General features: G+C 42.9%; 22 protein-coding genes. 11 read left to right on the top strand and 11 right to left on the bottom strand.

Annotated elements, in window-relative coordinates; translation table 11 throughout:
* The first annotated feature begins 56 nt into the window (after positions 1 to 56).
* The gene (locus AC07M6_RS09205) at positions 57 to 653 is read left to right on the top strand and encodes a porin family protein (protein ID WP_494888716.1); all 597 of its coding nucleotides are present in this window, start codon (positions 57 to 59) and stop codon (positions 651 to 653) included.
* Between the two features lie 3 nt (positions 654 to 656).
* Here the strand turns inward: AC07M6_RS09205 and AC07M6_RS09200 are convergent, their stop codons facing one another.
* Entirely contained in the window at positions 657 to 1,727 is a 1,071-nt protein-coding gene (locus AC07M6_RS09200) for a DUF3667 domain-containing protein (protein ID WP_494888715.1), read from the bottom strand.
* A gap of 100 nt (positions 1,728 to 1,827) precedes the next feature.
* Positions 1,828 to 3,123, bottom strand: a complete 1,296-nt coding sequence (locus AC07M6_RS09195) for a nucleoside permease (RefSeq protein ID WP_494888714.1) — start codon at positions 3,121 to 3,123, stop codon at positions 1,828 to 1,830.
* A 159-nt stretch (positions 3,124 to 3,282) separates the two neighbouring features.
* Between AC07M6_RS09195 and AC07M6_RS09190 the strand changes: the two genes are divergently transcribed.
* Positions 3,283 to 3,891, top strand: coding sequence for a porin family protein (locus AC07M6_RS09190; protein WP_494888713.1), 609 nt, complete (start codon positions 3,283 to 3,285; stop codon positions 3,889 to 3,891).
* A gap of 61 nt (positions 3,892 to 3,952) precedes the next feature.
* Here the strand turns inward: AC07M6_RS09190 and AC07M6_RS09185 are convergent, their stop codons facing one another.
* The 3 genes from AC07M6_RS09185 to AC07M6_RS09175 form a co-directional block, all read right to left on the bottom strand.
* Positions 3,953 to 4,555: a bifunctional nuclease family protein gene (locus AC07M6_RS09185; RefSeq protein ID WP_494888712.1), complete on the bottom strand. Its 603-nt coding sequence runs from the start codon at positions 4,553 to 4,555 to the stop codon at positions 3,953 to 3,955.
* A 27-nt stretch (positions 4,556 to 4,582) separates the two neighbouring features.
* Complete coding sequence (locus tag AC07M6_RS09180) at positions 4,583 to 5,560, bottom strand: electron transfer flavoprotein subunit alpha/FixB family protein (RefSeq protein WP_494888711.1); 978 nt, start codon at positions 5,558 to 5,560, stop codon at positions 4,583 to 4,585.
* Positions 5,561 to 5,659: 99 nt separating this feature from the next.
* A complete protein-coding gene (locus AC07M6_RS09175; RefSeq protein WP_494889368.1) occupies positions 5,660 to 6,397 on the bottom strand; it encodes an electron transfer flavoprotein subunit beta/FixA family protein in 738 nt (245 codons plus the stop codon).
* 47 nt (positions 6,398 to 6,444) lie between these two features.
* Between AC07M6_RS09175 and AC07M6_RS09170 the strand changes: the two genes are divergently transcribed.
* Both AC07M6_RS09170 and chrA read left to right on the top strand, forming a co-directional pair.
* Positions 6,445 to 6,789 carry a tetratricopeptide repeat protein gene (locus tag AC07M6_RS09170; protein WP_494888710.1) on the top strand — a complete coding sequence of 115 codons (345 nt, stop codon included), beginning with the start codon at positions 6,445 to 6,447 and terminating at the stop codon, positions 6,787 to 6,789.
* Positions 6,790 to 6,915: 126 nt separating this feature from the next.
* The gene (gene chrA / locus AC07M6_RS09165; RefSeq protein WP_494888709.1) at positions 6,916 to 8,115 is read left to right on the top strand and encodes a chromate efflux transporter; all 1,200 of its coding nucleotides are present in this window, start codon (positions 6,916 to 6,918) and stop codon (positions 8,113 to 8,115) included.
* A gap of 6 nt (positions 8,116 to 8,121) precedes the next feature.
* On the opposite strand, the gene AC07M6_RS09160 is transcribed toward chrA, so the two are convergent.
* The 3 genes from AC07M6_RS09160 to dnaB are packed head-to-tail and all read right to left on the bottom strand — an operon-like array spanning position 8,122 to position 10,704.
* A complete protein-coding gene (locus AC07M6_RS09160) occupies positions 8,122 to 8,532 on the bottom strand; it encodes a DUF6691 family protein (protein WP_494888708.1) in 411 nt (136 codons plus the stop codon).
* Positions 8,533 to 8,535: 3 nt separating this feature from the next.
* Positions 8,536 to 9,108 carry a YeeE/YedE family protein gene (locus AC07M6_RS09155; protein ID WP_494888707.1) on the bottom strand — a complete coding sequence of 191 codons (573 nt, stop codon included), beginning with the start codon at positions 9,106 to 9,108 and terminating at the stop codon, positions 8,536 to 8,538.
* A gap of 30 nt (positions 9,109 to 9,138) precedes the next feature.
* Positions 9,139 to 10,704, bottom strand: coding sequence for a replicative DNA helicase (dnaB, locus tag AC07M6_RS09150; RefSeq protein ID WP_494888706.1), 1,566 nt, complete (start codon positions 10,702 to 10,704; stop codon positions 9,139 to 9,141).
* Between the two features lie 312 nt (positions 10,705 to 11,016).
* Here dnaB and rlmB point away from each other — a divergent pair, with 312 nt between their 5' ends.
* Positions 11,017 to 11,826, top strand: a complete 810-nt coding sequence (rlmB, locus tag AC07M6_RS09145) for a 23S rRNA (guanosine(2251)-2'-O)-methyltransferase RlmB (RefSeq protein WP_494888705.1) — start codon at positions 11,017 to 11,019, stop codon at positions 11,824 to 11,826.
* 105 nt (positions 11,827 to 11,931) lie between these two features.
* On the opposite strand, the gene AC07M6_RS09140 is transcribed toward rlmB, so the two are convergent.
* The gene (locus AC07M6_RS09140; RefSeq protein WP_494888704.1) at positions 11,932 to 13,017 is read right to left on the bottom strand and encodes a mannose-1-phosphate guanylyltransferase; all 1,086 of its coding nucleotides are present in this window, start codon (positions 13,015 to 13,017) and stop codon (positions 11,932 to 11,934) included.
* A gap of 234 nt (positions 13,018 to 13,251) precedes the next feature.
* Between AC07M6_RS09140 and recQ the strand changes: the two genes are divergently transcribed.
* Positions 13,252 to 15,447, top strand: coding sequence for a DNA helicase RecQ (gene recQ / locus AC07M6_RS09135; RefSeq protein ID WP_494888703.1), 2,196 nt, complete (start codon positions 13,252 to 13,254; stop codon positions 15,445 to 15,447).
* 202 nt (positions 15,448 to 15,649) lie between these two features.
* Here the strand turns inward: recQ and AC07M6_RS09130 are convergent, their stop codons facing one another.
* Positions 15,650 to 17,152, bottom strand: coding sequence for an alpha-L-fucosidase (locus AC07M6_RS09130; protein ID WP_494888702.1), 1,503 nt, complete (start codon positions 17,150 to 17,152; stop codon positions 15,650 to 15,652).
* 220 nt (positions 17,153 to 17,372) lie between these two features.
* Here AC07M6_RS09130 and AC07M6_RS09125 point away from each other — a divergent pair, with 220 nt between their 5' ends.
* From AC07M6_RS09125 to AC07M6_RS09110, 4 genes are all read left to right on the top strand, one after another.
* Positions 17,373 to 19,022: a glycoside hydrolase family 43 protein gene (locus tag AC07M6_RS09125; RefSeq protein ID WP_494888701.1), complete on the top strand. Its 1,650-nt coding sequence runs from the start codon at positions 17,373 to 17,375 to the stop codon at positions 19,020 to 19,022.
* 20 nt (positions 19,023 to 19,042) lie between these two features.
* Positions 19,043 to 19,969 carry a glycoside hydrolase family 43 protein gene (locus AC07M6_RS09120; RefSeq protein WP_494888700.1) on the top strand — a complete coding sequence of 309 codons (927 nt, stop codon included), beginning with the start codon at positions 19,043 to 19,045 and terminating at the stop codon, positions 19,967 to 19,969.
* A gap of 181 nt (positions 19,970 to 20,150) precedes the next feature.
* Positions 20,151 to 20,612 carry an IS200/IS605 family transposase gene (gene tnpA, locus AC07M6_RS09115; protein WP_494888699.1) on the top strand — a complete coding sequence of 154 codons (462 nt, stop codon included), beginning with the start codon at positions 20,151 to 20,153 and terminating at the stop codon, positions 20,610 to 20,612.
* 207 nt (positions 20,613 to 20,819) lie between these two features.
* Positions 20,820 to 22,367 (top strand): alpha-N-arabinofuranosidase, encoded by a 1,548-nt coding sequence (locus tag AC07M6_RS09110; RefSeq protein WP_494888698.1) that lies wholly within the window; start codon positions 20,820 to 20,822, stop codon positions 22,365 to 22,367.
* Between the two features lie 134 nt (positions 22,368 to 22,501).
* Here the strand turns inward: AC07M6_RS09110 and AC07M6_RS09105 are convergent, their stop codons facing one another.
* The gene (locus AC07M6_RS09105) at positions 22,502 to 23,533 is read right to left on the bottom strand and encodes a GntR family transcriptional regulator (protein WP_494888697.1); all 1,032 of its coding nucleotides are present in this window, start codon (positions 23,531 to 23,533) and stop codon (positions 22,502 to 22,504) included.
* A 199-nt stretch (positions 23,534 to 23,732) separates the two neighbouring features.
* Between AC07M6_RS09105 and rhaT the strand changes: the two genes are divergently transcribed.
* A complete protein-coding gene (gene rhaT, locus AC07M6_RS09100) occupies positions 23,733 to 24,815 on the top strand; it encodes an L-rhamnose/proton symporter RhaT (protein WP_494888696.1) in 1,083 nt (360 codons plus the stop codon).
* Position 24,816 lies beyond the last annotated feature (1 nt).

Raw genomic sequence — 24,816 nt, 5'->3', positions numbered from 1 at the left:
TTTTATAATTTAGCACAAAATTATCTTTCAACCGTTTATCCTGAAACTACACAACTATGAAAAAGAGTTTATACTTCATTGCTATTATACTGATTTGCGCCAAACTGACTTCGGCACAGATCATTCCTTCATTTGAATTTGGCGCCAAAGCCGGCGTTAATATGTCCAGTTTCTCTACCAAATCTACTTTTAATACCGATAACCGTGCCGGTTACCTGGGTGGTGTTTATGCCAGGATAGGTGGCTTAGGCTTCAACTTTCAGCCCGAACTTTATGTAACCAGCAAAAATGTAGATGTAAGCAATAACAGTACAACAACCAAAGTAAAGTTCACCAGTATTGATGTCCCTTTGTTATTAGGCAGCAAAATTGGCGCGTTTGGGTTTGGCGGCAGGTTTTATACAGGCCCGTTATTTTCATTCGCCGTTAATAACGATCAAAGCTTTAGTAATGCCTTAGGCAATGCGGTAACGCTGAACCATAAAGATCAAAACATGGCCTGGGATTTTGGTGTTGGTGTAGATGTAAAAAAGATCTCGGTCGATCTGCGTTACGAGGCCGGCATTACCAAACAATCGTACAATAACAATACCGATAAAACACGCATCAACCTGTTTAATTTGTCGGTAAGTTACCGGTTATTTTCACTGTAAGGGCTAAGCCGAGAAAGCTGTAGCCATTGCAAGGCCAAATATGCAAATAACAAAAGCTACCCAGTACATAATACTCATACCAAACATTTTACTGATAGTACGCCAGCGGCTGCGTTGATAAACCACTCGTAACGAACGGTAAATGTAATAAATGGTGTAAAGCCATAAACCCGTAGTCAGCCATTCATCCAGCGTCGACCAGCTTTTGGGTAGCACCATTTGTATTAATAATATAATGGTATAAAATAAGAAAATGAAACAGTGCAGGTGAATGGCGTATATCAGATGCTCTACATAGTATTTTTTGTTTTTCCAAAAAGCCAGCCTTAGTATAACAGCAAACAGGGGCAACAATACAAACATCATTTTAGGGATGTTATGCCTAAGATCTTCAATGTAATGCTCCATTGCTTTCTCTTTGCCATACTTTTCGGTATATACCAGCTTTTTCTCTGTATATATTCGCTGCCAAAAACCATCGCGCTCATTTGCAGGCAGCTTTTGCTGATTTAGGTTGTACTGGGCAAGGGTACTATCCTCATCGTCGCTTCTTTTGTCGACTTTGGCGTTTGTGATTTTAACAGGTTCGCCTTTTTTTATTATTGCTAAGCTCTTATCATCCCCTGCAATCTTATTTACCTGGTCGGCCAATTTTTGTTTTTCAGCTTCGCTTAGGCTCTTATCTTTATTGATGTTCTTTTTTACCTCGTCGGTTATTTCTTTTTTTACCCCTTTTTTGCCATTGTTTATTTTAACTATTTCATGGTTGCTTTTAAAGAGCAGTACAAAAAACACCAAACTAATAAAAATGTACATTTTAACCGGGTGCAGGTATTGCGCACGGCGGCCTGCCATATACTCAACAGTCAGTTTACCCGGCTGTGTCATCAATGGTTTAAGGGTGTGGAAAAACTGGTGATCGAAATGGAAGTAATCGCTTATCGCGTGATTAAGCATATGACCAAAACTTTCCTTAATCTGCAGGTTTTCCTGCCCGCAATTATGGCAAAATTTGCCTTGCAGTTCAGTGCCGCAGTTCAGACAGTCTTGTTCATGGCGATAATGTTTCTTCATTAGATAAGTACTTCGGGTCGAAATGTAATAGTGCTTAAAAATAGCAAAAAACGGTGATTTGCTAAAACAAAAAGTCCCGCTAAAAGCGGGACTTTAAATGTTATAATGGTGCATCAAGCCCACCTCTCATTGGTGGATGGGCATCCTCTATGCTATGTGCCAATGCTAAATTATGTTTATACCTAAACACAAACGGGAAAATTACGGCAATAACCAAAGCATAAGCCGCAAAGGTTAGCCATATGTCGTGCCAGTCTTTTCCACCATTGGCATTTGTGAAAAACTTATCGATAATAAAACCACTACCAATACTGCCGAAAAATGCGCCAAAGCCATTAACCATCATCATAAATAAACCTTGTGCGCTTCCGCGGATCTCGGGCGTGGTTTGTGTTTCCACGAATAATGATCCTGATATGTTAAAGAAATCAAAAGCCATCCCGTAAACGATACAAGATAAGATGATCATCCATAAGCCATCGGCCGGGTTACCAAAAGCAAACAACCCAAAACGCAGCACCCAGGCCAGCATGCTAAAAAGCATTACATTCTTGATGCCAAATTTGCGTAAAAAGAAGGGTATAGCTAAAATGAACAGTGTTTCGGATATCTGCGAAATGGAGATGATGGCGCTCGAATGTTCTACAGCCCATAAACTTTTGTACGCAGGCACTTTGGCAAAATCTAATATATAGGTAGTTCCGTAAGCGTTGGTGAGTTGCAATGCCGCACCTAAAAGTAACGAGAAAGCAAAAAATATGGCAAATTTTGGTGTTTTAAATAATTCAAATGCTTTTAGGCCTAGTGCATCGGCCAGCGTCTTTTTACCGGTTTTGCCTAATAATGGCGGGCATTTAGGTAGCGTGAAAGCAAATAAACCCAAGGCTAAAGCCACACCCGATGCAATGTAAAATTGATTAGCCGACGTTTCGCTTTTAGTCCAGTCTATAACCCACAAGGCGGCTATAAAGCCAATAGTACCCCAAACACGTATTGGGGGATAATCTTTAACAACATCTTTACCTTCACCTTTTAAAGCAGAGTAGGCAACTGTGATAGATAAAGATAAGGTTGGCATATAAAATATCATATTAACCAGTATCACCCAAAAAAATGTAGTTGGGTTATTAACCAGCGGTACACAAAACAATGTTGCCGCACCTAAAATATGTAATATGCCGTATAGCTTCTCTGCATTTATCCACTTATCCGATACAATACCCGCCAACGCAGGCATAAATATGGATGAGATGCCCATGGTAGAAAAAATAGCCCCAAATTGCGCGCCCGACCATCCTTTATTCTGGAACCAGTAAGCGCCCACAGTAAGCAGCCATGCTCCCCATATAAAAAATTGCATAAAATTCATCAGTATTAAGCGGAACTTAATATTCATACGGTGCCTGGTTTTAAAATATTGATCAGTGTTAAATTAAAAACGGAAAGTAACGAAATAATGCGATATAGCAAAAACAGCAGGCACAAGATTTTTTTTAAATACCCCCGGGATTTTTTTGGTAAAGGATTATCTTAGTGCAAACTTTATTTACAATTTATGAAAAAAATTCTCACCGCACTATTTGCTGTATCGTGCTTAGGTACAGCCGCATTTTCACAATCAAAAGGCACTACAGATTTTGGTATTACTGTTGGCTATAACGCTGCAACCGTAACATCTGGTAATTTTACCAACAGCGATTACCGGAGCGGGTTTAACGCCGGCGTTTCAGTTGAGCATTACTTTTCGCCAAGCTGGAGCTTTAAAGGCCGGTTACTGTACGATCAAAAAGGCTGGAATACTGGCTATATCACCGTCGGTACTTCAACCACAACTACAAATTATCAATTAGATTATTTAACTGTTCCGTTGTATGCAAACTGGCATTTTGGCCGCACTAAAAACTGGTACTTAAACTTTGGCCCTTACGTTGGGTTTTTATTAAGCGCTTCAGAAACCGCAGGTGGCAGAGATGTTAAAAGCCTGTTTAACAGTACCGATGCAGGGCTTGATTTAGGGATAGGTGTAAAGTTCCCGGTATCGGCCAAATCTAAGTTCTTTATCGAAGCCAACGGCCAGGGCGGCATTGCCGATTTAGGTAATGGCACTTCAGGGGCCACAGTCAGGAATAGCGTATCGGCTATTAACGTAGGTTTTACCTTTTAACAAAGTCTAATCAGCTAAAAACAAAAAAGGGAAGTTACCAAATGTAGCTTCCCTTTTTGTTTTATGATGCTTTGCGCTTGTTCAACTCATCGCGGATCTTTGCCGCCTTTTCATAAGCTTCATCAGCCAGGGCTTCCTGGAGCATGGTTTTCAATTCATCTATGCTTACAGATTTGTAGTTGCTGGCCGGCGCCGTTGGATTTTTTTCTTCGGTGGGCGATTCGTTCAGGTTTTCCAGATATACAAAATCATTGCCTTCGATCACAATACCGGCTGTAGACAGAATAAACTCGTAGGTATGTATAGGGCAATCAAACCGTACAGCCATAGCAATCGCGTCGGATGTGCGGGCATCTATCTCGACCGTTTTTTTACCATCAGAGCAAATGAGCTTGGCGTAAAAAATGCCATCCACCAAATTGTAGATAATGATCTCCTGTATCTGGATGCTATAGGCCTGTGCAAAACTCTTAAACAGGTCGTGTGTAAGCGGGCGGCTGGGCGTCATCTTCTCTATCTCAATAGCGATGGCCTGCGCCTCAAAACTGCCGATGATGATAGGCAATCTGCGGCGGCCATTCACTTCGCCTAAAACTAAAGCATAAGCGCCAGACTGTGTTTGGCTGTATGACAGGCCAACAATATCCAGCTGTATTTTTTTCATGTTATTACCCATATCCCGGCTAAACCTTTATGCTGTTGCTTTATATGCTTTTACTGCTTCAATTAATTTCGGAACTACATCAAACGCGTCGCCAACTATACCATAATCGGCAACTTTAAAAAACGGCGCTTCGGGGTCTTTATTAATCACCACAATAACTTTTGAACGGCTGATGCCTGCCAAATGCTGTATGGCCCCCGAAATACCTATTGCAATATACAAATTTGGACTGACAGCAATACCAGTTTGTCCAACGTGTTCGCTATGTGGGCGCCAGCCGGCGTCTGATACCGGTTTTGAGCAGGCAGTTGCGCCTCCTAACAGGTTAGCTAATTCTTCAACCATACCCCAGTTTTCGGGGCCTTTTAAACCACGCCCGCCTGATACTACGATCTCGGCATCCGGTAATGACACTTTATCTGTCGATTGAACGATCTCTTTCAGCATCGCCTTAAAATCCGATTCCTTTACATCCACGCTAAAATCCTCCACCTTCGCAGTTGTCCCTTGATCAACAACTTTGTACGAATTTGGTGTTAAGGCAATTACTTTTTTAGCCGATGTCAGTTCAACCGTGGCAAACGCCTTGCCCGAGAAAGCGGTTTTTTTGATGCTGAATTTACCACCGGTCACATCGGGCAGCGATACCGCGCCATCAGCCACGCCGGCATCCAGCTTAACACCGATACGTGGGGCAAGGCCCCGTCCCGAAAAGGAGTTGGATAATACCACAATATCAGCGTTCTCGCTTTTGGCAGCGTCGGCAATTACCGAGGCGTAGGCCTGGTTAACAAAATTCTTTAATTTGGCGTTTGATACATTCAGCACTTTATCTGCCCCGTATTTACCTAAAGCGGTTAATTCAGCAGCGCCAACATCACCAATAGAGATTGCGATAAGCGTTGTTTTCAGCTCATCGGCAATGGCACGCGCGTAGGAAACAACTTCGAATATGGATTTTTTGAATTTGCCCCCGGCATTTTCTGTATATACTAAAACTGGCATTTTTTTTAGATTTTAGACGTGAGATATGAGATTTGAGACCAACCGATTAACCGAAGATGTAAGGGTCTCATATCTCACATCTCGGCTCTCACATCTCGTTTATATTACTTTGGCTTCGGTATGTAACAAGTCGACCAACTTAGCGGTTTCATCGGCGCTTACTAATTTTACCTGTCCGCGGGGGGCAGGGGTTTCATAAGCGGTTACATTTAAGTTAACATCTACCGCAACCGGTTCAATTACCTGCAAAGGCTTGGTGCGGGCCGACATAATGCCGCGCATGTTAGGGATCTTAGGTTCGGCAACGCCCTCAGCGGTACCGGCTACAAATGGGAGCAGAATGGTTAATACTTCTTTACCGCCCTCAATCTCACGTTCAACGGTAGCTGCTGTCCCATTCACATCCAGTTTTTTGATGATGGATACGGATGGGATATCTAACAGTTCGCCCAGCATTCCGGCTACTTTAGAGCCATTGTAATCGATGGATTCACGGCCGGTCAGTATCAGGTCGAAAGCGTTCGCTTTAGCATATTCCGCAATTTGTTTGGCCACAAACCAGGCATCATGCGGCAGGGCGTTCACACGCACGGCATCGGTAGCGCCAATAGCCAGCGCTTTGCGGATGGTAGGTTCGGTACTGGCTTCGCCAACATTGATAACGGTAACACTGCCATTGCCGCCATCGGTTAGCTCAATAGCGCGGGCCAAAGCAATCTCATCATACGGGTTTAATATAAATTGAACGCCGTTTGTATTAAATTGGGTGTTGTTGTTGGTAAAGGTTATTTTTGTCGTGGTGTCGGGCACATTGCTTATGCACACTAATATCTTCATCATGCAGAGGTTTTTGCAAATTTATATAAAAAAAGAGAGCGTTTAAAATGCAGGTTAACCGATTAGAAAAGTTATTGGAGTTTTTAAAGAACGAACCCGATGATGAATTTTTACTATACGCCCTGGCTACCGAGTATTTGCGTTTAAATCAGGCAGATACGGCCCTGGGTTATTATGAACGCCTGGTAACCGATCATCCGAAATATGTAGGCACTTATTATCACTTGGGTAAGCTTTATGAAGCGCTTAACCGTAAGGAGGATGCCATAAGCACTTACGAAAACGGCATGAAAATAGCCCGCGAACTGCGGGATAACCACGCGCTGTCCGAATTGCAGTCGGTTTACAACCAGTTAAATGGGTTTGGTGATGAGGATGATGACGATTATTAATTAGTCCATAGTCGATAGTCCATGGACCATGGTTAAAAATCCTGGTTATGGACTATTGACCATCGACTATGGACTAAAAAAATCCTAACTATGATCTATGGACCATCAACTATGGACTAAAAAAGAATGAGCAAACGGCAATTATTATTCCTGCGTGATGTGTTGGTGTATACCTTTACCTCGTTTGGCGGCCCTCAGGCCCATATAGCCATGCTGCTGCGCGATTTTGTAGAGAAGCGCCGTTATATCACCGAAGATGAGTTAATGGAACTGAACGCCTTAGCGCAGGTATTGCCGGGCCCCTCATCAACCCAAACCTTAGTAGGGATAGCCTGGAAGGTAGGGGGCCTGGGTTTAGCTATTACCACTTTTTTAATATGGATACTGCCGTCGGCAACCATTATGGGGGCGGCGGCTATTTGCTATAAAACCTTTGCCGGCCAGGATAAAATTGCCGACGTATTAAAGTATATACAACCCATTGCGGTGGGTATTGTGGCTTATGCCACCTATACCTTTGCCGTTAAATGCCTGAAAACACAGGCCAGCGTAATGCTGGCCATAGGGTCGTTAATCGCCACGCTGATCCTGCAAAATGCTTACGCTTTCCCGATACTGATTATGATGGGGGGCATCATTTCATCGGCCTGGGAAACGCAGCCGCAGGAGGATGAGATCAGGATAAAGCTGTTTGCCAATGTAAACCGGCGAAAGGTAACTTACTTTATCGGCATCCTGCTGTTGTTTGCCGCCATGGGCGCGCTGATCAATCGTACATCGCCCTTTAGTTTGCCAGTGCGTTTGTTCGAAAACTTTTACCGTAACGGCATTCTGATATTTGGTGGGGGACAAGTGCTGGTGCCTTTAATGTATACCGAGTTTGTTGAAGTGAAGCATTACCTCAGCAATTCTGAATTTCTTTCAGGGTATGCATTACAGCAGGCATTACCCGGGCCAACCTTTTCATTTACATCTTTTGTAGGTGGAATTACTTTAAGTAACCATGGTTATAGTATTGCCGGACAAATAGTTGGAGCTTTGGTAGCAGTAATTGGCATTAACCTTCCGGGATTGATACTGATCCTTTTTATAGTCCCTTTTTGGGAAGACCTCAAGAAGATAACCCGCATCAAAAACTCGCTGAGCGGTATTAATTCGGTAGCGGTGGGTTTTATGGCAACGGCGTTTATTTTGTTAACCAAACCTTTTTTTGGCGATTGGCTGGCCTATGGATTAATGATAGGGACGTTTGCCTTGCTTTATTTCACCAAAATAAAAACCCCTGTTGTTATTATTATTGGGATAGTGTTGGGGCTGGTGTTTTGATTGGTGTTAGTACGGTAATTTATCGCGCAGCAGGCCATAAACCCATGTGCCTGCAATTGCGCTAAGCAAAGTAAGCGTAACAACCCAAAAACCACTGCCTATTTGCGCGAAGAGCGGCCCGGGGCAGGCGCCGGTAACAGCCCAGCCTAAGCCAAATATTAAACCACCATAAACATTCCCCCAGTTGAATTTTTTTGCAGGGATTATAATTTGGCTGCCGTCAATGGCTTTCAGCTTAAAATATTTGATTAACGCGATAGAGATCATCGCGGTGAAGATAGCGCTGCCTATAATTCCATACATGTGAAACGCCTGTAAACGAAACATCTCCTGTATCCTGAACCATGATATTACCTGCGATTTTACCAGGATGATCCCAAACAAAATACCGAGAATTAAATATTTTAATTGCTTCATCTGCTATGTTAATTGAAGTAGGTAAGGTATTATTAACCAGGTCATTAAAAAACCGCCTGCCATAAAGCAAATGGTAGCAATTAATGATGGCCACTGTAAGGATGAGATCCCCATAATGGCATGTCCGGATGTGCAGCCGCCTGCGTAGCGGGTGCCAAAACCAACCATAAAACCGCCTAATATGATAAAAATAAAGCCCCTTACAGTTAAAAGACTGCTGAAGCTAAAAATATCGGCGGGCAATAAACCGCTAAAATCTTTAACACCTTGTTTTTGAAGCAGGGCAATGGTATCCGGATTTAAGTTTACCGGCCCGGGGACTGAAAGTAAGCTGGTTGCTATGTAACCGCCAATGATGATACCGGCTGCAAAAAAGAGGTTCCATGTTTCCTTTTTCCAGTCATAATTAAAAAAGGAAATATTTGCGGGGAGGCACGCCGCGCAAATATGCCTTAAAGAGGAAGATATGCCAAAGGTTTTATTACCCAATAACAACAACGCGGGTACAACCAGGCCAATTAACGGGCCTGCAACATACCATGGCCAGGGCTGTTTAAGATAGGTAACAATATCCATCAATTTACTTTAATCAGCATTTAGCGTCACTTAAAACGGACTTTCATCCTCCATATCATTCATGCTGGATGGCCGGATAATAAAGTTACTTGGTTTATCAAAATTAGCAGATGGCGTTAAACCGGTAAAAGGTGCGCCGGGTGAATTACTACCACCAAAATCCATTTGGTCAAGGTCGGTGAATTTAACGTATTTACCAACAAATTTCAGGCGTACGGTACCTGTTTCGCCGTTACGGTGCTTGGCTATAATTACCTCGCCAACGCCTTGTGTGGGGTTATTATCCTCATCCACGGTTAAACCATAATATTCTGGACGGTAAAGGAATAGTACCATATCTGCATCCTGCTCAATAGAGCCCGACTCACGTAAATCTGACAGCATGGGTTTTTTAGAACCACCGGGACGGCTTTCAACGGCACGACTTAACTGCGACAACGCAATTACCGGTACATTTAACTCTTTAGCAACCGATTTTAACGCGCGGGAGATACTGCCAATTTCCTGCTCGCGGTTACCGCCTTTGCCATCGGCCTTGCCATGCATCAACTGTAAGTAGTCAATGATGATCAGCTGGATATCATATTGCGATTTTAAACGGCGGCATTTGGCACGGAATTCGAATATATTCAGGGCGGGGGTATCGTCAATAATTAAGGGGGCTTGTTCCAGGCGGCCAACTTTCGAGTGGATCTGCTGCCATTCCCATTCTTCCAGCGTACCTTTACGGATCTTTTCCTGTTCGATCTGGGTTTCGCCCGATATCAAACGGTTAACCAACTGAACCGAGGACATTTCCAGCGAGAATACTACCACAGGCTTATCAAAATCAACAGCGGCATTACGGGCGCAGGTTAATACAAAGGCTGTTTTACCCATTGCCGGGCGGGCAGCGATGATCACCAGGTCGGATTTTTGCCAGCCCGAGGTCATCCTGTCCAGATCGGTAAAGCCGGATGGGATACCTGTTAAACCGTCTTTTTTATCTTTCAGGGCTTCAATATCTTTCAGGGCCTCGTGTACCAGGTCGTCCATCTTACGCGAATCGCGCCGCAGGTTGTTTTGGGCTATCTCAAACAAATTCTTTTCTGCCTTATCCAACAGGTCTAACACGTCGGAGGTATCATCATAGGCGTTGTTAATGGTATCGGTTGAGATACGGATCAACTCGCGCTGAATGTATTTTTGGATAATGATACGGGAGTGATATTCAATGTTGGCTGCCGATGCCACACGGTTGGTCAGCTCGGTAATATAGTAGGCGCCGCCGATGATCTCCAGTTCGCCTTGCTGACGCAGTTGAGCGGTAACCGTCAAAATATCGACAGGGGAGGTACGCTCAAACAATACCCGGATGGCCTCAAAGATCTTTTGATGGCGCTCTTCGTAAAAAACTTCTGGTTTAATAATGTCAATTACCGACGACAAGGCGTCTTTCTCCAGCATCAGCGCGCCTAAAACGGCCTGTTCAAGGTCGAGCGCCTGCGGTGGTAGTTTGCCTATCAAACCACTGCCTGATGTATTGGTTCGGTTAAACCCTCTGCGGTCGTTACTTTTAAAGTTTGATTTGTTGTGCTGTTCGTTATCGGAAATCATCGCTTGTCTTCGGAAATTATGGACAACAAAAATATACTAAAAATTGGGTGATATAGCAGTAGTTAGCATCTTTTTATTTAAAAAAATTAAATACGCTGATTGCTCATAATTTAAAACATTTTTAAATTCTATTGTTAACAATGGTATGTTGGTAATTATTATTAATACATTGATATACAGTAGTTTTGGATAACTGTTGGTAAAAAATTTTTGCTTATTTATCAAAAAATAATGATTAAAATTTCGCAGACTTTTTATATCCGCTCAATTTAATTAATATGGCTATTTTTGACCCCTTATATAGTTAACAGCATGGCATTCAATAATCATAGAGATTTTAGTAACAATAGAGATCATAACCGGGAAAAGCGCGAGAGTAATCAGATGGTTTTTGGTATCAGGGCAGTGATGGAGGCCATTACCGCGGGTAAGGAGATAGAAGCCTTGTATATTCAGCGCGGCCTTTCGGGCGAGTTATGGCATGAGTTGCGTAGCTTGCTGACAGAATATCAAATTACCGCCCAGCAGGTACCAGTGGAGAAGCTGAACCGGCTGACCATGAAAAACCATCAGGGCGCCGTAGCTTTTATATCGCCTATTACCTATCAAAAAATAGAGGATATTATCCCGCAGGTGTTTGAGAAAGGGGAGGTGCCGCTGATTTTGATACTGGACAATATTACCGATGTGCGTAATATGGGCGCCATTGCCCGTACGGCCGAATGTGCCGGCGTGCATGCCATTGTTATCCCATCAAAAGGATCGGCACAGATTAATCCGGACGCGATTAAAACATCGGCCGGGGCTTTATACAATATCCCGGTTTGCCGGCATGATAACCTGCTGCAATCGGCTAAGTTTTTACAGGAAAGCGGCCTGCAACTGGTTTGCTGTACCGAAAAAACCAATGATTACATCTATAAACCCGATTATACCATGCCCACAGCTATTATTATGGGTTCGGAAGATGAGGGTATCCGTAACGAGCTGATCCGGATCTCGGATCACCTGGCCAAGATCCCCATGTTTGGTGAAATTGAGTCGCTGAATGTATCAGTATCAACAGGGGTTATTTTATACGAAGCGATAAGGCAGAGGGAAGTCTCAAGTTCTAAGTCTTGAGTCGAAAGTCCAGAATAGCATCAAAATTGAAAAGTCCCGATTGATTAACAATCGGGACTTTTCGTATCATGCTGACTTTAAGACTAATTACTTAAGACTATAGACTTAAATATACTTCGTCCCAAACTGTTGCTTTACATCGGCAACAACTTGTTTTACGCCTTGTTCTTCAGATCGCGGACTGATCATCAGTGTGTTGTTCGATTCCACAACTATAAAATCGTGAAGGCCTTTAATGATGACCAGTTTACCTTCGGGCACATTCACCATGCAGTTTGATGAATCATACATGATCACCTTGTCCGACGGTATTACGGCGTTACCTACATAATCTTTCTCGGCCAGTTGGTAAATAGATGCCCAGGTACCCAAATCGCTCCAGCCAAATTCAGATGGCAATACGTATACGTTTGATGCTTTTTCCATAATGCCGTAATCTATAGAGATATTGGTGCACTGCTGGTAAGCGGTATGGATGTGCGCTTTCTCGTCATCGGTATTATAAACCGAACGGGCGTCGGCAAATATATCGTTCATATCGGGCAGGTATTTGCCAAACGCGTTTACAATAGCCTTAGCCGACCATACAAATATGCCGGCGTTCCATAAAAAATCGCCGCTTTGAATAAAGGTTTTAGCAATTTCCAGCGTAGGCTTTTCGGTAAAGGTTTTCACTTTATGGAAGTCGCTGTTAATGGTTTTGTCGGTGTACTGAATGTAACCATAACCGGTGTCCGGCCGCGACGGCTTAATGCCTAACGTGATCAGGCAATCGTTATTAGTAGCGGTTTCCAGCGATTTCTCTATGGTAGCTACAAATGCGGGCTCGTCCAGTATCAAATGATCCGATGGTGCAACAACTATGGCAGCATCCGGGTTCAGGCTTTCAATTTTAAAGCAGCCATAAGCTACGCAAGGGGCTGTGTTGCGCATTACGGGCTCGGTTAGGATCTGCTGATTGCCAATACCTTTTAACTGCTCTTTAACCAGGTCGCTGTAAATTTCGTTGGTAACGATGTAGATATTCTCCTGGGGGCATATTTTTAAAAAACGGTCGTAAGTTTGCTGTATCAGCGTTTTTCCCGTTCCTAAAATATCAATAAATTGTTTCGGGTGTGATGTGCGGCTGATGGGCCAAAAACGGCTTCCGATGCCTCCGGCCATGATAATGGCATAATAGTTTTTGTTCATTTGTTTTTTACTATCGTAATAGTGATCGTTATAAAATTAAAACAAGCTTATCGTTATACAATTTCTATAAAATTGTGCGTTAGATTAGCACCGTTATAACGAGGATAAAAATGGATAAAAAAATGAATTGTTTGTAGCAATTATCATATTTATTTAAAAATATCAACTATGTGCATGGTTTATATGGAAAATTTTGTTATTTTGAACTTTTAAAACAGACGTAAACGTATATAAATGTTAGAGACAAAAAAATCTCTTTTTGACAATCTTCAGAATTTTTTCGGCTTCGATAATTTTAAAGGAGAGCAGGAAGCGATTATAACCAATATCTTGTCGGGCAATGATACTTTCGTGATCATGCCTACGGGTGGCGGCAAATCTATGTGCTATCAGTTGCCCGCATTAATGAGCGAAGGCACCGCGATAGTAATTTCTCCACTAATTGCATTAATGAAAAACCAGGTCGATCAGCTCAGGGCTTTCGGCGGGTCAGATAGTATTGCCCACTTTTTAAATTCTTCGTTAACAAAATCAGAAATTGCCAGGGTTAAAGAAGATGTGCTGGCTGGTAAAACCAAACTGCTTTATGTAGCTCCCGAATCGTTAACCAAGCAGGATAATATTGATTTCTTAAGACTTAACCACGTATCGTTTGTGGCGGTGGACGAGGCGCATTGTATTTCGGAATGGGGGCATGATTTCCGCCCGGAGTACCGTAAGATCAGGCAGGTGATTAGTAATATTGGCGATAACATCCCCATTATTGCCTTAACCGCTACAGCAACGCCAAAGGTTCAGCAGGATATCCAGAAGAACCTGCAAATGAACAATGCTACTATCTACAAATCATCGTTTAACAGGTCTAACTTATTTTACGAAGTACGCCCCAAGCAAAACGTGCTGAAGGAGATTGTAAAGTTTGTTAAGCAGCATACCGGTAAATCGGGCATTATTTATTGCCTTAGCCGTAAAAAAGTAGAGGAAGTGGCCCAGGCACTCACCCTGAACGGGGTTAATGCCATGCCATACCATGCCGGGTTAGATGCCAAGGTACGTGCCGATACGCAGGATAAATTCCTGATGGAAGATATTGAGGTGATTGTTGCTACTATTGCCTTTGGTATGGGGATTGATAAACCCGACGTGCGTTACGTAATACACCACGATATGCCGAAAAGCATGGAAGGGTATTACCAGGAAACTGGCCGGAGCGGCCGTGACGGCGGCGAAGGTATTTGTGTGGCCTTCTATTCGGAAAAGGATATTGATAAGCTGCAGAAGTTTATGAAAGATAAGCCGGTTTCGGAAAGAGAAATTGGTACGCAGATATTGAAAGAGGTGATCGACTATGCCGAATCGTCGGTTTGCCGCCGTAAGCAGATCCTGCATTACTTTGGCGAAAATTTTAACGAGGCTGGCTGTAATAACATGTGCGATAATTGCTGCGCCCACAAACAGCAGTTTGACGGCGAAGAGCATTTGCACAGGGCATTAAGCCTGATCAAAGAGCTGGGCGAGAAGTTTGACGATCATCACGTGATCAGCGTTTTAATGGGTGTGGACAATCCGCAGGTGCATCATTATGAACACCACCTGCTGGAATCGTTTGGATCGGGTAAAGAGCAGGGCGAGTTGCTTTGGAACTCGCTGATGCGCCAGGCCTTGCTGGATAACTATCTATCAAAGGATATTGATTATTACGGTTTATTAAAACTGACCCAAAAGGGGCACGACTTTTTAGAGAATCCGCACAGCATCCGCTTTATTTTAAACCGGCCGATAGGTGCTACCGACGATGACTCGGACGATGATAATCCTAAAAGTGGCGGCGGCGCGCTGGATACCGAATTGCTGCAAATGCTGAAGGACCTGCGTAAAAAAATAGCCAAGCAAAAAGGATTACCGCCGTTTGTGATCTTCCAGGACCCATCGTTAGAGGAGATGTGTACACATTATCCTATTTCTACAGATGAGCTAAAACAGATCTCAGGTGTTGGGGCTGGTAAGGTGATGAAATTTGGCGCGCCTTTTATCGAACTGATTAAAAAATATGTGGAGGATAACGAGATAGACCGCCCAATTGATATGGTGATCAAAAGCGCCGCTAACAAATCGGCACTGAAGGTTTACATCATTCAAAATATCGACAGGCACCTGAACCTGGAGGATATTGCGGCATCGAAAGGGATCACCTACGAAGATATTTTAAAAGAGGTGGAAACTATTGTTAACTCGGGTACTAAATTAAACCTGAACTACTATATCGACGAGGTAATAGACGAAGACAAGCAGGAGGAAGTATTTGATTATTTCCGCACGGCCGAAGTTGATTCCATAGATCATGCCCTTGTTGAATTAGGTGGCGACGATTATACCCGCGAAGAGGTACAGCTGATGCGCATCAAGTTTATGTCGGAGTTGGGGAATTAGTCTCATTTAACAGATATAAAAAAGCCGGTTAATAGCCGGCTTTTTTGTTTTCAACAGTCTGCTGACGCAAGTTTAAGGGCAGGGATATATGTTGTGGATTAACTTGTGCCTGAAATGTCTGAAGTCTAAAGACTTCAGTTGTACGTACCACAAATTATGCTACGCTAAACTTGCGGTGGCAGGTGTTTTAATACAGTCTGCACTATTTTTTAAATTCAATTTTATAGACCGTTACCTTCCATTTAGGCATGTTAAAAGGTTTGCTTATGATCAAGGCATCGTCCCTTTGCGCCCATTTTAGTTTTTGCTTACTGCCCAGCAGGGTTACATTAGCAATGGGCTTATCCAATAACTTAGTATTTTTACCCAGGGATATCATCTTAACATCTGTTTCAGGCACATTCATGCAAAAGGCGTACAGGTTGCCGGCCTTAACAGTATAACGAATATCAGTCGACTGGTAACCATGCGTATCACTCAGGCCGCCAAAACGCCCTTTTTGCTGATTAGTCTTTATGGTAGATGGTCCTTCGCCGTATATTTTCCATGGGCGGGTGGCGTATATAGCCTCGCCGTTAACGGTTGTCCAAACAGCAATATCCTCTATAATCTTAATTACATCCGGTTCAAGGTCGCCTTCGGGCGTCTGTACGACATTAATCAGCAGGTTGCCGTTTTTACTGATGATATCTGCCAGCAATTGGGCAATATCGTCGGCACTTTTATATTTCTGCCCGGTTTTGTAATACCAGTCGCCTATAGAGGTATCCGTTTGCCAGGGGTATGGACTGATGGAATCCAGCACGCCACGTTCCACATCCTGCGCCCATTTACCTTCCGATGGTTGTTTTGGAGTATAAACTCCGGTTAGCCTGCCACTATTCTTAGCGATATTATCATTATAAAAATGTGCCAGCATCGTGCGGCCAACATCGCCAAATGGGAGGGGACTGTCCGAATATAGCAGGTCGGGATGGTATAGGTCAACCAGTTCGTTTACATCGGTTAACCACTCTTTTTGCCAATCCTTATTATCAGTGATCCATTTTTTCATATCGGCCGAATCGGGATTGGCTGCGTGGTATAGATCGGCATACTTCGGGTTTTTGCCATCATAAGGAATGCCAGCATACGGCCCTGTTTTATCGGCACCGTGACTGGGTTGATACCAATTAAAACTGGCGGCTAAGTGTTCGGAAACACCAAACTTCAAGCCTTCTTTTTTTGCTGCTTTTTGCCATAGGCCAACCACATCCTTATGCGGCCCCATATTTACCGAGTTCCATTTGTGGATTTTGGAGTCCCATAAAAAGAAATTATCATGGTGCGATGCCATGCTGACAAAGTATTTAGCGCCTGCCTTTTTATACAAAGCCATTAACTTCTCCGGATCCCATTTCTCCGCTTTCCACAGCGGGATAATATCCTTATAGCCAAATTTGGATGGGGGGCCGTAATTTGCCACATGATACTTGTTTTGTCCGCTGCCTTCCATATACATATTTTTGGCATACCAATCACCCTGGCGCGGTACGGCCTGCGGCCCCCAGTGCGACCATATACCAAATTTGGCATCGCGGAACCACTCCGGATATTGATATTGCTTCAACGATTCATCGGTAGGCCTAAATTTTTCGGTTTGCTGGGCTTGCGCGTTAATAAGCAGCGATAACGATGTTATGACGGTAAGTAATGTTTTTTTCATTGGTTAATTGGCTCAAATAATTTAGTGCGCTGTTTGCAATGTAAATAAGTTTTTACACATTTATAAAATAAACGTAGTTTTGACGGTTAACTGGTATAGCAAATATATTTATTAAAACATATAAACTATCCTGTGCTGTGGAGAACAGCGGCTTATTTAGTGTTTTTCTTTGTAGATTGACCTGCCAAAAACATCGAACCTATATATTACAATACCAATTATGAAACGTATTATATTAACGCTTGCTTTAACTACAGTTGCTTATTTGTGTGATGCACAGGTAAAAACAGTTGATAAAAATAATGATGTATCCAAGGTGTGGGTAGCCGATCAGGGTAATGGCACTTATAAAAACCCTGTCCTGAACGCCGACTATTCTGATCCGGATGCTATACGCGTAGGTGACGATTTTTACCTCGTATCATCCAGCTTTGAGGATATGCCCGGCTTGCCTATCCTGCATTCAAAAGACCTGGTAAACTGGACTATCATAGGCCATGCCTTATTGCGCCAGCCGCCTTACGATCATTTTAGCATACCCCGCCATGGCGAAGGTGTTTGGGCGCCCGCTATCCGTTATTATAACAATGAGTTTTATTTGTACTATCCCGACCCCGATTTTGGCATCTATTTATTAAAAGCCAAAAACGCGGCCGGCCCCTGGAGCGATCCGATAATGGTGATGCCCGGCAAAGGGCTGATAGACCCTTGTCCGCTGATTGATGATGACGGGCAAATGTACCTGGTACATGCCTTTGCGGGCAGCAGGGCAGGCATAAAAAGTATCATCGCTGTAAATAAGCTGAACAAGGCCGGTACAAAAGTAATTGACGAAGGCGTAATTGTTTACGATGGCCACGAAATAGATGAAACGATTGAAGGCCCTAAGTTTTATAAACGTAATGGCTACTATTACATCTTTGCTCCGGCTGGTGGGGTGCCTACCGGCTGGCAGTTGGTGCTGCGTTCTAAAAACATTTATGGGCCATACGAACGCAAGGTAGTGATGGATCAGGGTAAGAGTACCACAAACGGCCCGCACCAGGGGGCTTGGGTAAATACTCAGACCGGCGAGGACTGGTTTCTGCATTTCCAGGATAAGGAGGTTTATGGCAGGGTAGTGCATTTACAACCCATGACATGGAAAAATGACTGGCCGGTAATTGGTGTTGATAAAGATAACGATGGTAAAGGCGAGCCGGTAATTACTTACAAAAAACCTAATGTAGGCAAGGTGTATCCTATAACAACCCCTGCCGAAAGCGATGAATTTAATGGAAACACTTTAGGCAAGCAATGGCAATGGATGGCCAACGCTAAAGCCACCTGGTACTATATGAACCCGGCTAAGGGATCGTTAAGATTATACTCGGATAAGGTGCCTGTGGATGCCAAAAACCTGTGGGATGTACCTAATGTGCTGTTACAAAAGTTCCCGGCCGATGAATTTATGATGACTACCAGGCTAACCTTTAAACCCAACCCAAAGCTTGAAAATGAAAAGGCGGGTTTAACGGTAATGGGTTTCAGCTATGCTAATATTGCTGTTAAGAGTAAAAAAGACGGTTTGTACCTGGTTTTTGATTTGTGTAAAGACGCGGTGAAAGGCAAAGCTGAAGATGAAAAGGTAATTACTAAGCTAAGCAATCCCACTGTTTGGTTACGTGTAAAAGTGAGTGCCGGCGCCAAATGCGATTTTAGTTATAGTACCGATGGCCAAAACTTTGTAGACGCCGGCACGCAATTGCAAGCTGAAGTTGGCCGCTGGATAGGGGCTAAGGTGGGCCTGTTCTGTATCCGGGAAACGCAGATCAATGACTCTGGTTATGCCGATGTGGACTGGTTCAGGGTTAGCGCTTTACCTAAATAATCATCCTGAAAAATATCTCCATGAAAAAGATCATATACCTGTTACTCATATTGTTTGCCTTTAAAGCGGAGGCACAAAAATCAAAGGAAGTTTACCTGTTCAGCTATTTCAAAAACAATGGGCAGGATGGCTTGCATTTAGCTTATAGCGAAGACGGCTTGCAATGGACGGCACTGAAAGGTGATAGTTCCTTCCTTACCCCAATGGTATCCAAAGATAAACTGATGCGCGACCCATGCATTATCCGTGGCGCCGATGGTTTGTTTCACATGGTGTGGACAGATAGCTGGACCGATAAAGGCATCGGTTACGCCAGCTCAACCGATTTGGTACATTGGTCGGAGCAGCAGCAATTACCCGTAATGGAAAAAGAGGAGGGAGCACGCAATTGCTGGGCGCCCGAGATTACTTATGATAAATCATCAAAAACCTATATGATCTATTGGGCAACCACCATTAAAGGCCGTTTCCCAAACCCCGACAGTACTTTAGAGGCCGGTTATAATCACCGCATTTATTACATCACCACTAAGGATTTTAAAACCTATACACCCACTAAATTATTGTTCGACCCCGGTTTTAACAGCATTGATGCCACTATTGTACCCAATGGCAAGCGCTTTATCATGTTTGTTAAAGATGAAACGCCACGCCCTGTGCACAAGAACATTAAAATAGCTTACGCTGATAAACTGACCGGTCCGTACAGCAAACCATCCGACCCGATTACCGGCAATTATTGGGCGGAAGGGCCAACCACATTGCAGATTGACGGTAAATGGATCGTATATTTTGATAAATACCGCGACCATAAATATGGCGCCATCACCTCAACCGACCTAAAAAACTGGACCGAAATATCTGACCAGATCAAACTACCAAAAGGTATCAGGCATGGTACAATCTTAAAAATAACATCAGAAGAATTAGCTAAACTGCAACATTGATTTGCTGGAATAACAGTACAATCTAATAAAGTTTAAGTAATTATTCCAGCTATATACTTGCGATAGTAAACGCTGTTTTGTTCCGTAGGAACATCTGGTTGGTAGAAAGTCACAAATTAAAATTTAGATCGTTCCGTAGGAACGATTGGTGATTATTTGATAAATTGCATGAAACTAAACCATGTCAAATAGCTACACTCAAATTCATATCCAATTTATATTTGCGGTAAAATATAGAGATGCACTTATTGGCAAAGATTGGAAAGAGAGGCTGCACCAATATATAACCGGTATTTTTCAGGCAAATCAGCATAAAATGCTTCAGATAAATAGTATGTCTGATCATATTCATATTTTTATTGGCATGCGGCCTGATCAGTCAATTTCCACCTTGATACAAAATGTAAAAACGGAGAGTAGTAAATGGATAAAAGCTGAGAAATTATGTTCGCACCCTTTTGCTTGGCAAGAAGGATATGGTGCGTTCTCCTATGCTAAAAGTCAGGTAGGTGATGTTGTGAAATATATTCAGAATCAGGAAAAACATCATGCTAAACAATCATTTTTAGATGAATACAGGAAATTCTTAACAGCATTTGATGTGCAATGGGATGAGCAATACATCTTTAAGGAACCGGAATAACACGAAGCGTTCCTATGGAACGCAAACCAGCTAGTACCTTTTTTTCTACCAACCAGATGTTCCTACGGAACAAGTTTAGTTTACTCAATCTATCATGTGTTTAGATAATATAGTACAGAGCGGAGATAAAAAATAATATTAATTGTATTATTTACATTTATTAAATTTTTTCTACATTTACAGGTATAAACCAATACAAATCCTGATATGAAGAAATTATACACGGGCATTGCGCTGCTTGCCTGCTTAGCTACGGCAAGTTTTTCATCCTTTGCACAAACAGCTAAAGCCACCATTAGCAACGATTCAAAACTGATCATCAGCAAACACATTTACGGCCAGTTTGCCGAGCACCTGGGCCGTGGTATTTACGATGGTTTTTGGGTAGATAAAAACCTCCCGGTAAAAAAACAGGACCGTATCCGGATGGATATTGTGGATGCGCTGAAGAAAATAAAGATCCCCAACCTGCGCTGGCCCGGCGGCTGCTTTGCCGATGAATACCATTGGCGCGATGGCATTGGACCCCGCGTTAACCGCCCTAAAATGGTAAACACCAACTGGGGCGGCGTAACCGAAGATAACAGCTTTGGCACACACGAGTTTTTAGAACTATGTAAATTGCTGTATTGCGAACCGTATGTATCTGGCAACGTAGGCAGCGGTACGGTTCAGGAAATGTCTAACTGGGTAGAATACCTGAATTTCGATGGCGCCAGTCCGCTAACTAATCTGCGCAAGCAAAACGGGCACCCGGCACCTTTTAAGGTAAGCTTTTGGGGTGTAGGTAACGAAAGCTGGGGCTGCGGCGGCAATATGACGCCGGAATATTACAGTAATGAGTTTCGCCGTTACGCAGCTTTTGCCAAGGATTATCCAGGCGCTAAGCTGAAAAAAATAGCTACCGGCCCAAGCGATGCTGATTATAACTGGACAGAATCGTTAATGAAAAACGTAGGCACCCGCATGTGGGGCTTAGCGTTGCACCATTACACCCTGCCAACCGGTGATTGGAAAGATAAAGGATCGGCTACTAAATTTACCGAAGCTGATTACTTTAAAACTATGCAAAATACCCTGAAAATGGAAGAATTGCTGAACAAGCATTCGGCTATTATGGATAAGTATGATCCTAATAAAAGGGTAGCGCTGGTAGTGGATGAATGGGGGATATGGACCAATGTGGAACCAGGCACTAATCCGGGTTTCCTTTATCAGCAAAACAGCCTGCGCGATGCTTTGATAGCTGGTACTAACTTAAATATCTTCAACAATCATTGCGAGCGTGTAAAAATGGCTTGCTTGGCCCAAACCGTAAATGTACTGCAATCGCTCATTTTAACCCAAAAGGAGAAGATGATATTGACACCAACTTATCATGTGTTCGATCTGTATAAAGTGCACCAGGATGCCCGCTTACTGCCAATTAAACTGGATGTGCCTGATTACGAAATGAACGGCCAAAAGATCAGCTCGGTTAATGCTTCCGCATCGCAGGATGCTTCGGGCAGGGTACATATCTCGTTTGTTAATCTGGATGCCACTAAGGATATCGCTATCAAAACCGACTTGGGTGATATCAAATGGAATACAGTTGATGGCCAGATCCTTACATCGGCTAACCTGACTGATATCAATACTTTCGAAAACCCCAATAAACTAAAGATAACCTCGTTTGCAGGCGCTAAAAAGGATGGCAACAGCGTATCGGTAGTATTACCCGCGCATAGCGTAGTGGTATTAGAGTTGAAGTAAACCCCTCCCTGCCTAAAACATCATGTCATTGCGAGCGATAGCGTGGCAATCTCGTAGCTTGATTTGCAAACTACGAGATTGCTACGTCGCCCCATCGCACAGGGGCCTTACTGCTCCTCGCAATGACATGATAACTATAACGACGACCTTATCGTTAAATAAAACGGCACTTCCATTTGCGTATGCGCGCCGTTCTTAATAATATCAGCCGTCATCTCACCCATTTTCTGGAAATCGGTAGATATGGTGGTCAATCCGTTCAGGATGATCTTTTTCAGCGGGGTCTCGTTATAGGATATCACACCGATGTCTTCGCCTATCTTTAATTTGGTAGATAGGATCCGTTCTATCAGGATCACCAGGTCATTCTCCATCAGGTTAATAAAAACTTCACCTTTATTAATAGGCTCGGTTTGTATATTGTGCACTACCTTATAAGTGAAGGCGTACTGGATACAAAAACTAAAAAAGCCTTTTAATATCTCGTTAGGGAAGTAAGTATACTCGGGGAAAATGATCTTAATGGTGTTGTATTTGCTCAGTTGCGGCAATGCTTCCTCCAGCGCGTGGAAGATATCGTGCTCGAAATTTTCATATACGGCAGCAAATTCGCCGCTTACGCCGGGCACCAGCTTATCTAATAAAATTAATTTTTCTTTAGGCAGGGTATTAATTATCTCATGTACATTTTCGCCGCCATCCATAAAATGCGGGACAATTACGTAGTGAGTGTAGTCGTTATTTTTATTTTGCAGCAGCTTTTTAAAGAAAGCGAAGTCGTTATTATAGATGTAAAAATCTATAGCGGCCTCGTTGCCCAGGCCGTCTACAATAGCATCATACAATATCTTTTTATGCGGACTTAGCTTGTTAAAGATCAGGAACACCTTGTATTGCTGTTCGGCCTCGGCGTTTTTAATATAATAACCCTTGCCTGGTACAGATCCTAATAAACCAATGGATTTCAGATACTTATAGGCTTTTTCTGCAGTATCGCGCGAGATTTCGAAATTGTAATTTAACTCGTTAATAGAGGGCAGGGTATCGTTTTTGGTGAGTTTGCCCTCGCGCACGCTTTGGATAATAGAGTTAGCTAACTGCAGGTACTTTGGGGTAGATGAGTAATAATCAATATAAATGTATTCTAAAAATAAAGAAGATTTCATGCCTTATCACAAAAACAGGTTAGTAAATAATGGGGCCTTAAATGTAAATTTATTCGGGGTAATTTCGCAATATAGTTTCTATAATCATGATGGTGCATGATAGCCGGCTTTGTAATATAACCATGACAGTGCATGATAGCTGTTGTAGTCTGCTTTTCTAAATTTATTGCGTCAATTACCAATTATAACAAATATACCAATGCAAATCATTTTTGGGGTTATTTTTCACTTTATAGGCGGCTTCGCTTCAGGCAGTTTTTACATACCTTATAAAAAGGTAAAAGGATGGGCTTGGGAAAGCTTTTGGATAGTAGGCGGGATCTTCTCCTGGCTTATCGTTCCACCGTTGGCTGCCTTTTTAACAGTTCCGGGTTTTATGGATATCATCCGTACCACCCATGGTAACATTTTGTTCCTTACTTATTTCTTTGGTTTGTTATGGGGTATCGGGGGCTTAACCTATGGTTTAGGCGTACGTTACCTGGGCGTATCCTTAGGTAGTACCATTATATTGGGCTTATGCTCGGTATTCGGCGCCTTGGTGCCTGCGGTATACTATAACTTTGTACCAACAGCCGGCAAGGATAGCATCAGCACCCTGGCTACTACCCATTGGGGGCAGTTAGTGCTATTAGGCATATTTATTTGCGTGGTAGGTATTATCATTTGCGGCCGTGCGGGTACTTTGAAAGAAAAAGACCTGGCTAAAGCCGGCGCGGTAGTTAACGAAAATAAAGAGTACCGTTTTGGCATGGGTATTTTTGTAGCTATCGTATCAGGTGTATTAAGCGCTTGCTTTGCATTTGGTATTGATGCGGGTAAAAGCATGGCAGAAACTGCCAACGTTGCCTGGCAAGCTGTCCACCCAAATCAGGGTAACTTTTTGTATCAAAACAACGTTACTTATATCGTAATACTATGGGGCGGTTTAACCACCAACTTTGTATGGTGTATGATATTAAACGCGCGTAACAAAACGTTTAGTAACTATACCGATAGCAAAACACCATTATTGAAGAATTATATCTTCTCGGCTTTAGCCGGTACAACCTGGTTCCTGCAGTTCTTTTTTTACGGCATGGGCGAAAGTAAGCTGGGTAATGGCGCCAGCTCGTGGATATTGCACATGGCCTTTATTATTTTAGTGGCCAATATGTGGGGCATCATTTTAAAAGAGTGGAAAGGCGTAAGCACAAAAGCATTTACAACAGTAATAGTTGGTATTATCACCATTATCCTTTCGGTAGTGATAGTGGGGTATGGCAACTCCATAAAACCTTAAT

It is taken from the genome of Mucilaginibacter sp. GW821-FHT07H05, from assembly GCF_059418485.1.
The sequence above is the reverse complement of the archived record's forward strand: the minus strand, read 5'-3'. Positions and strand labels throughout refer to the sequence as shown.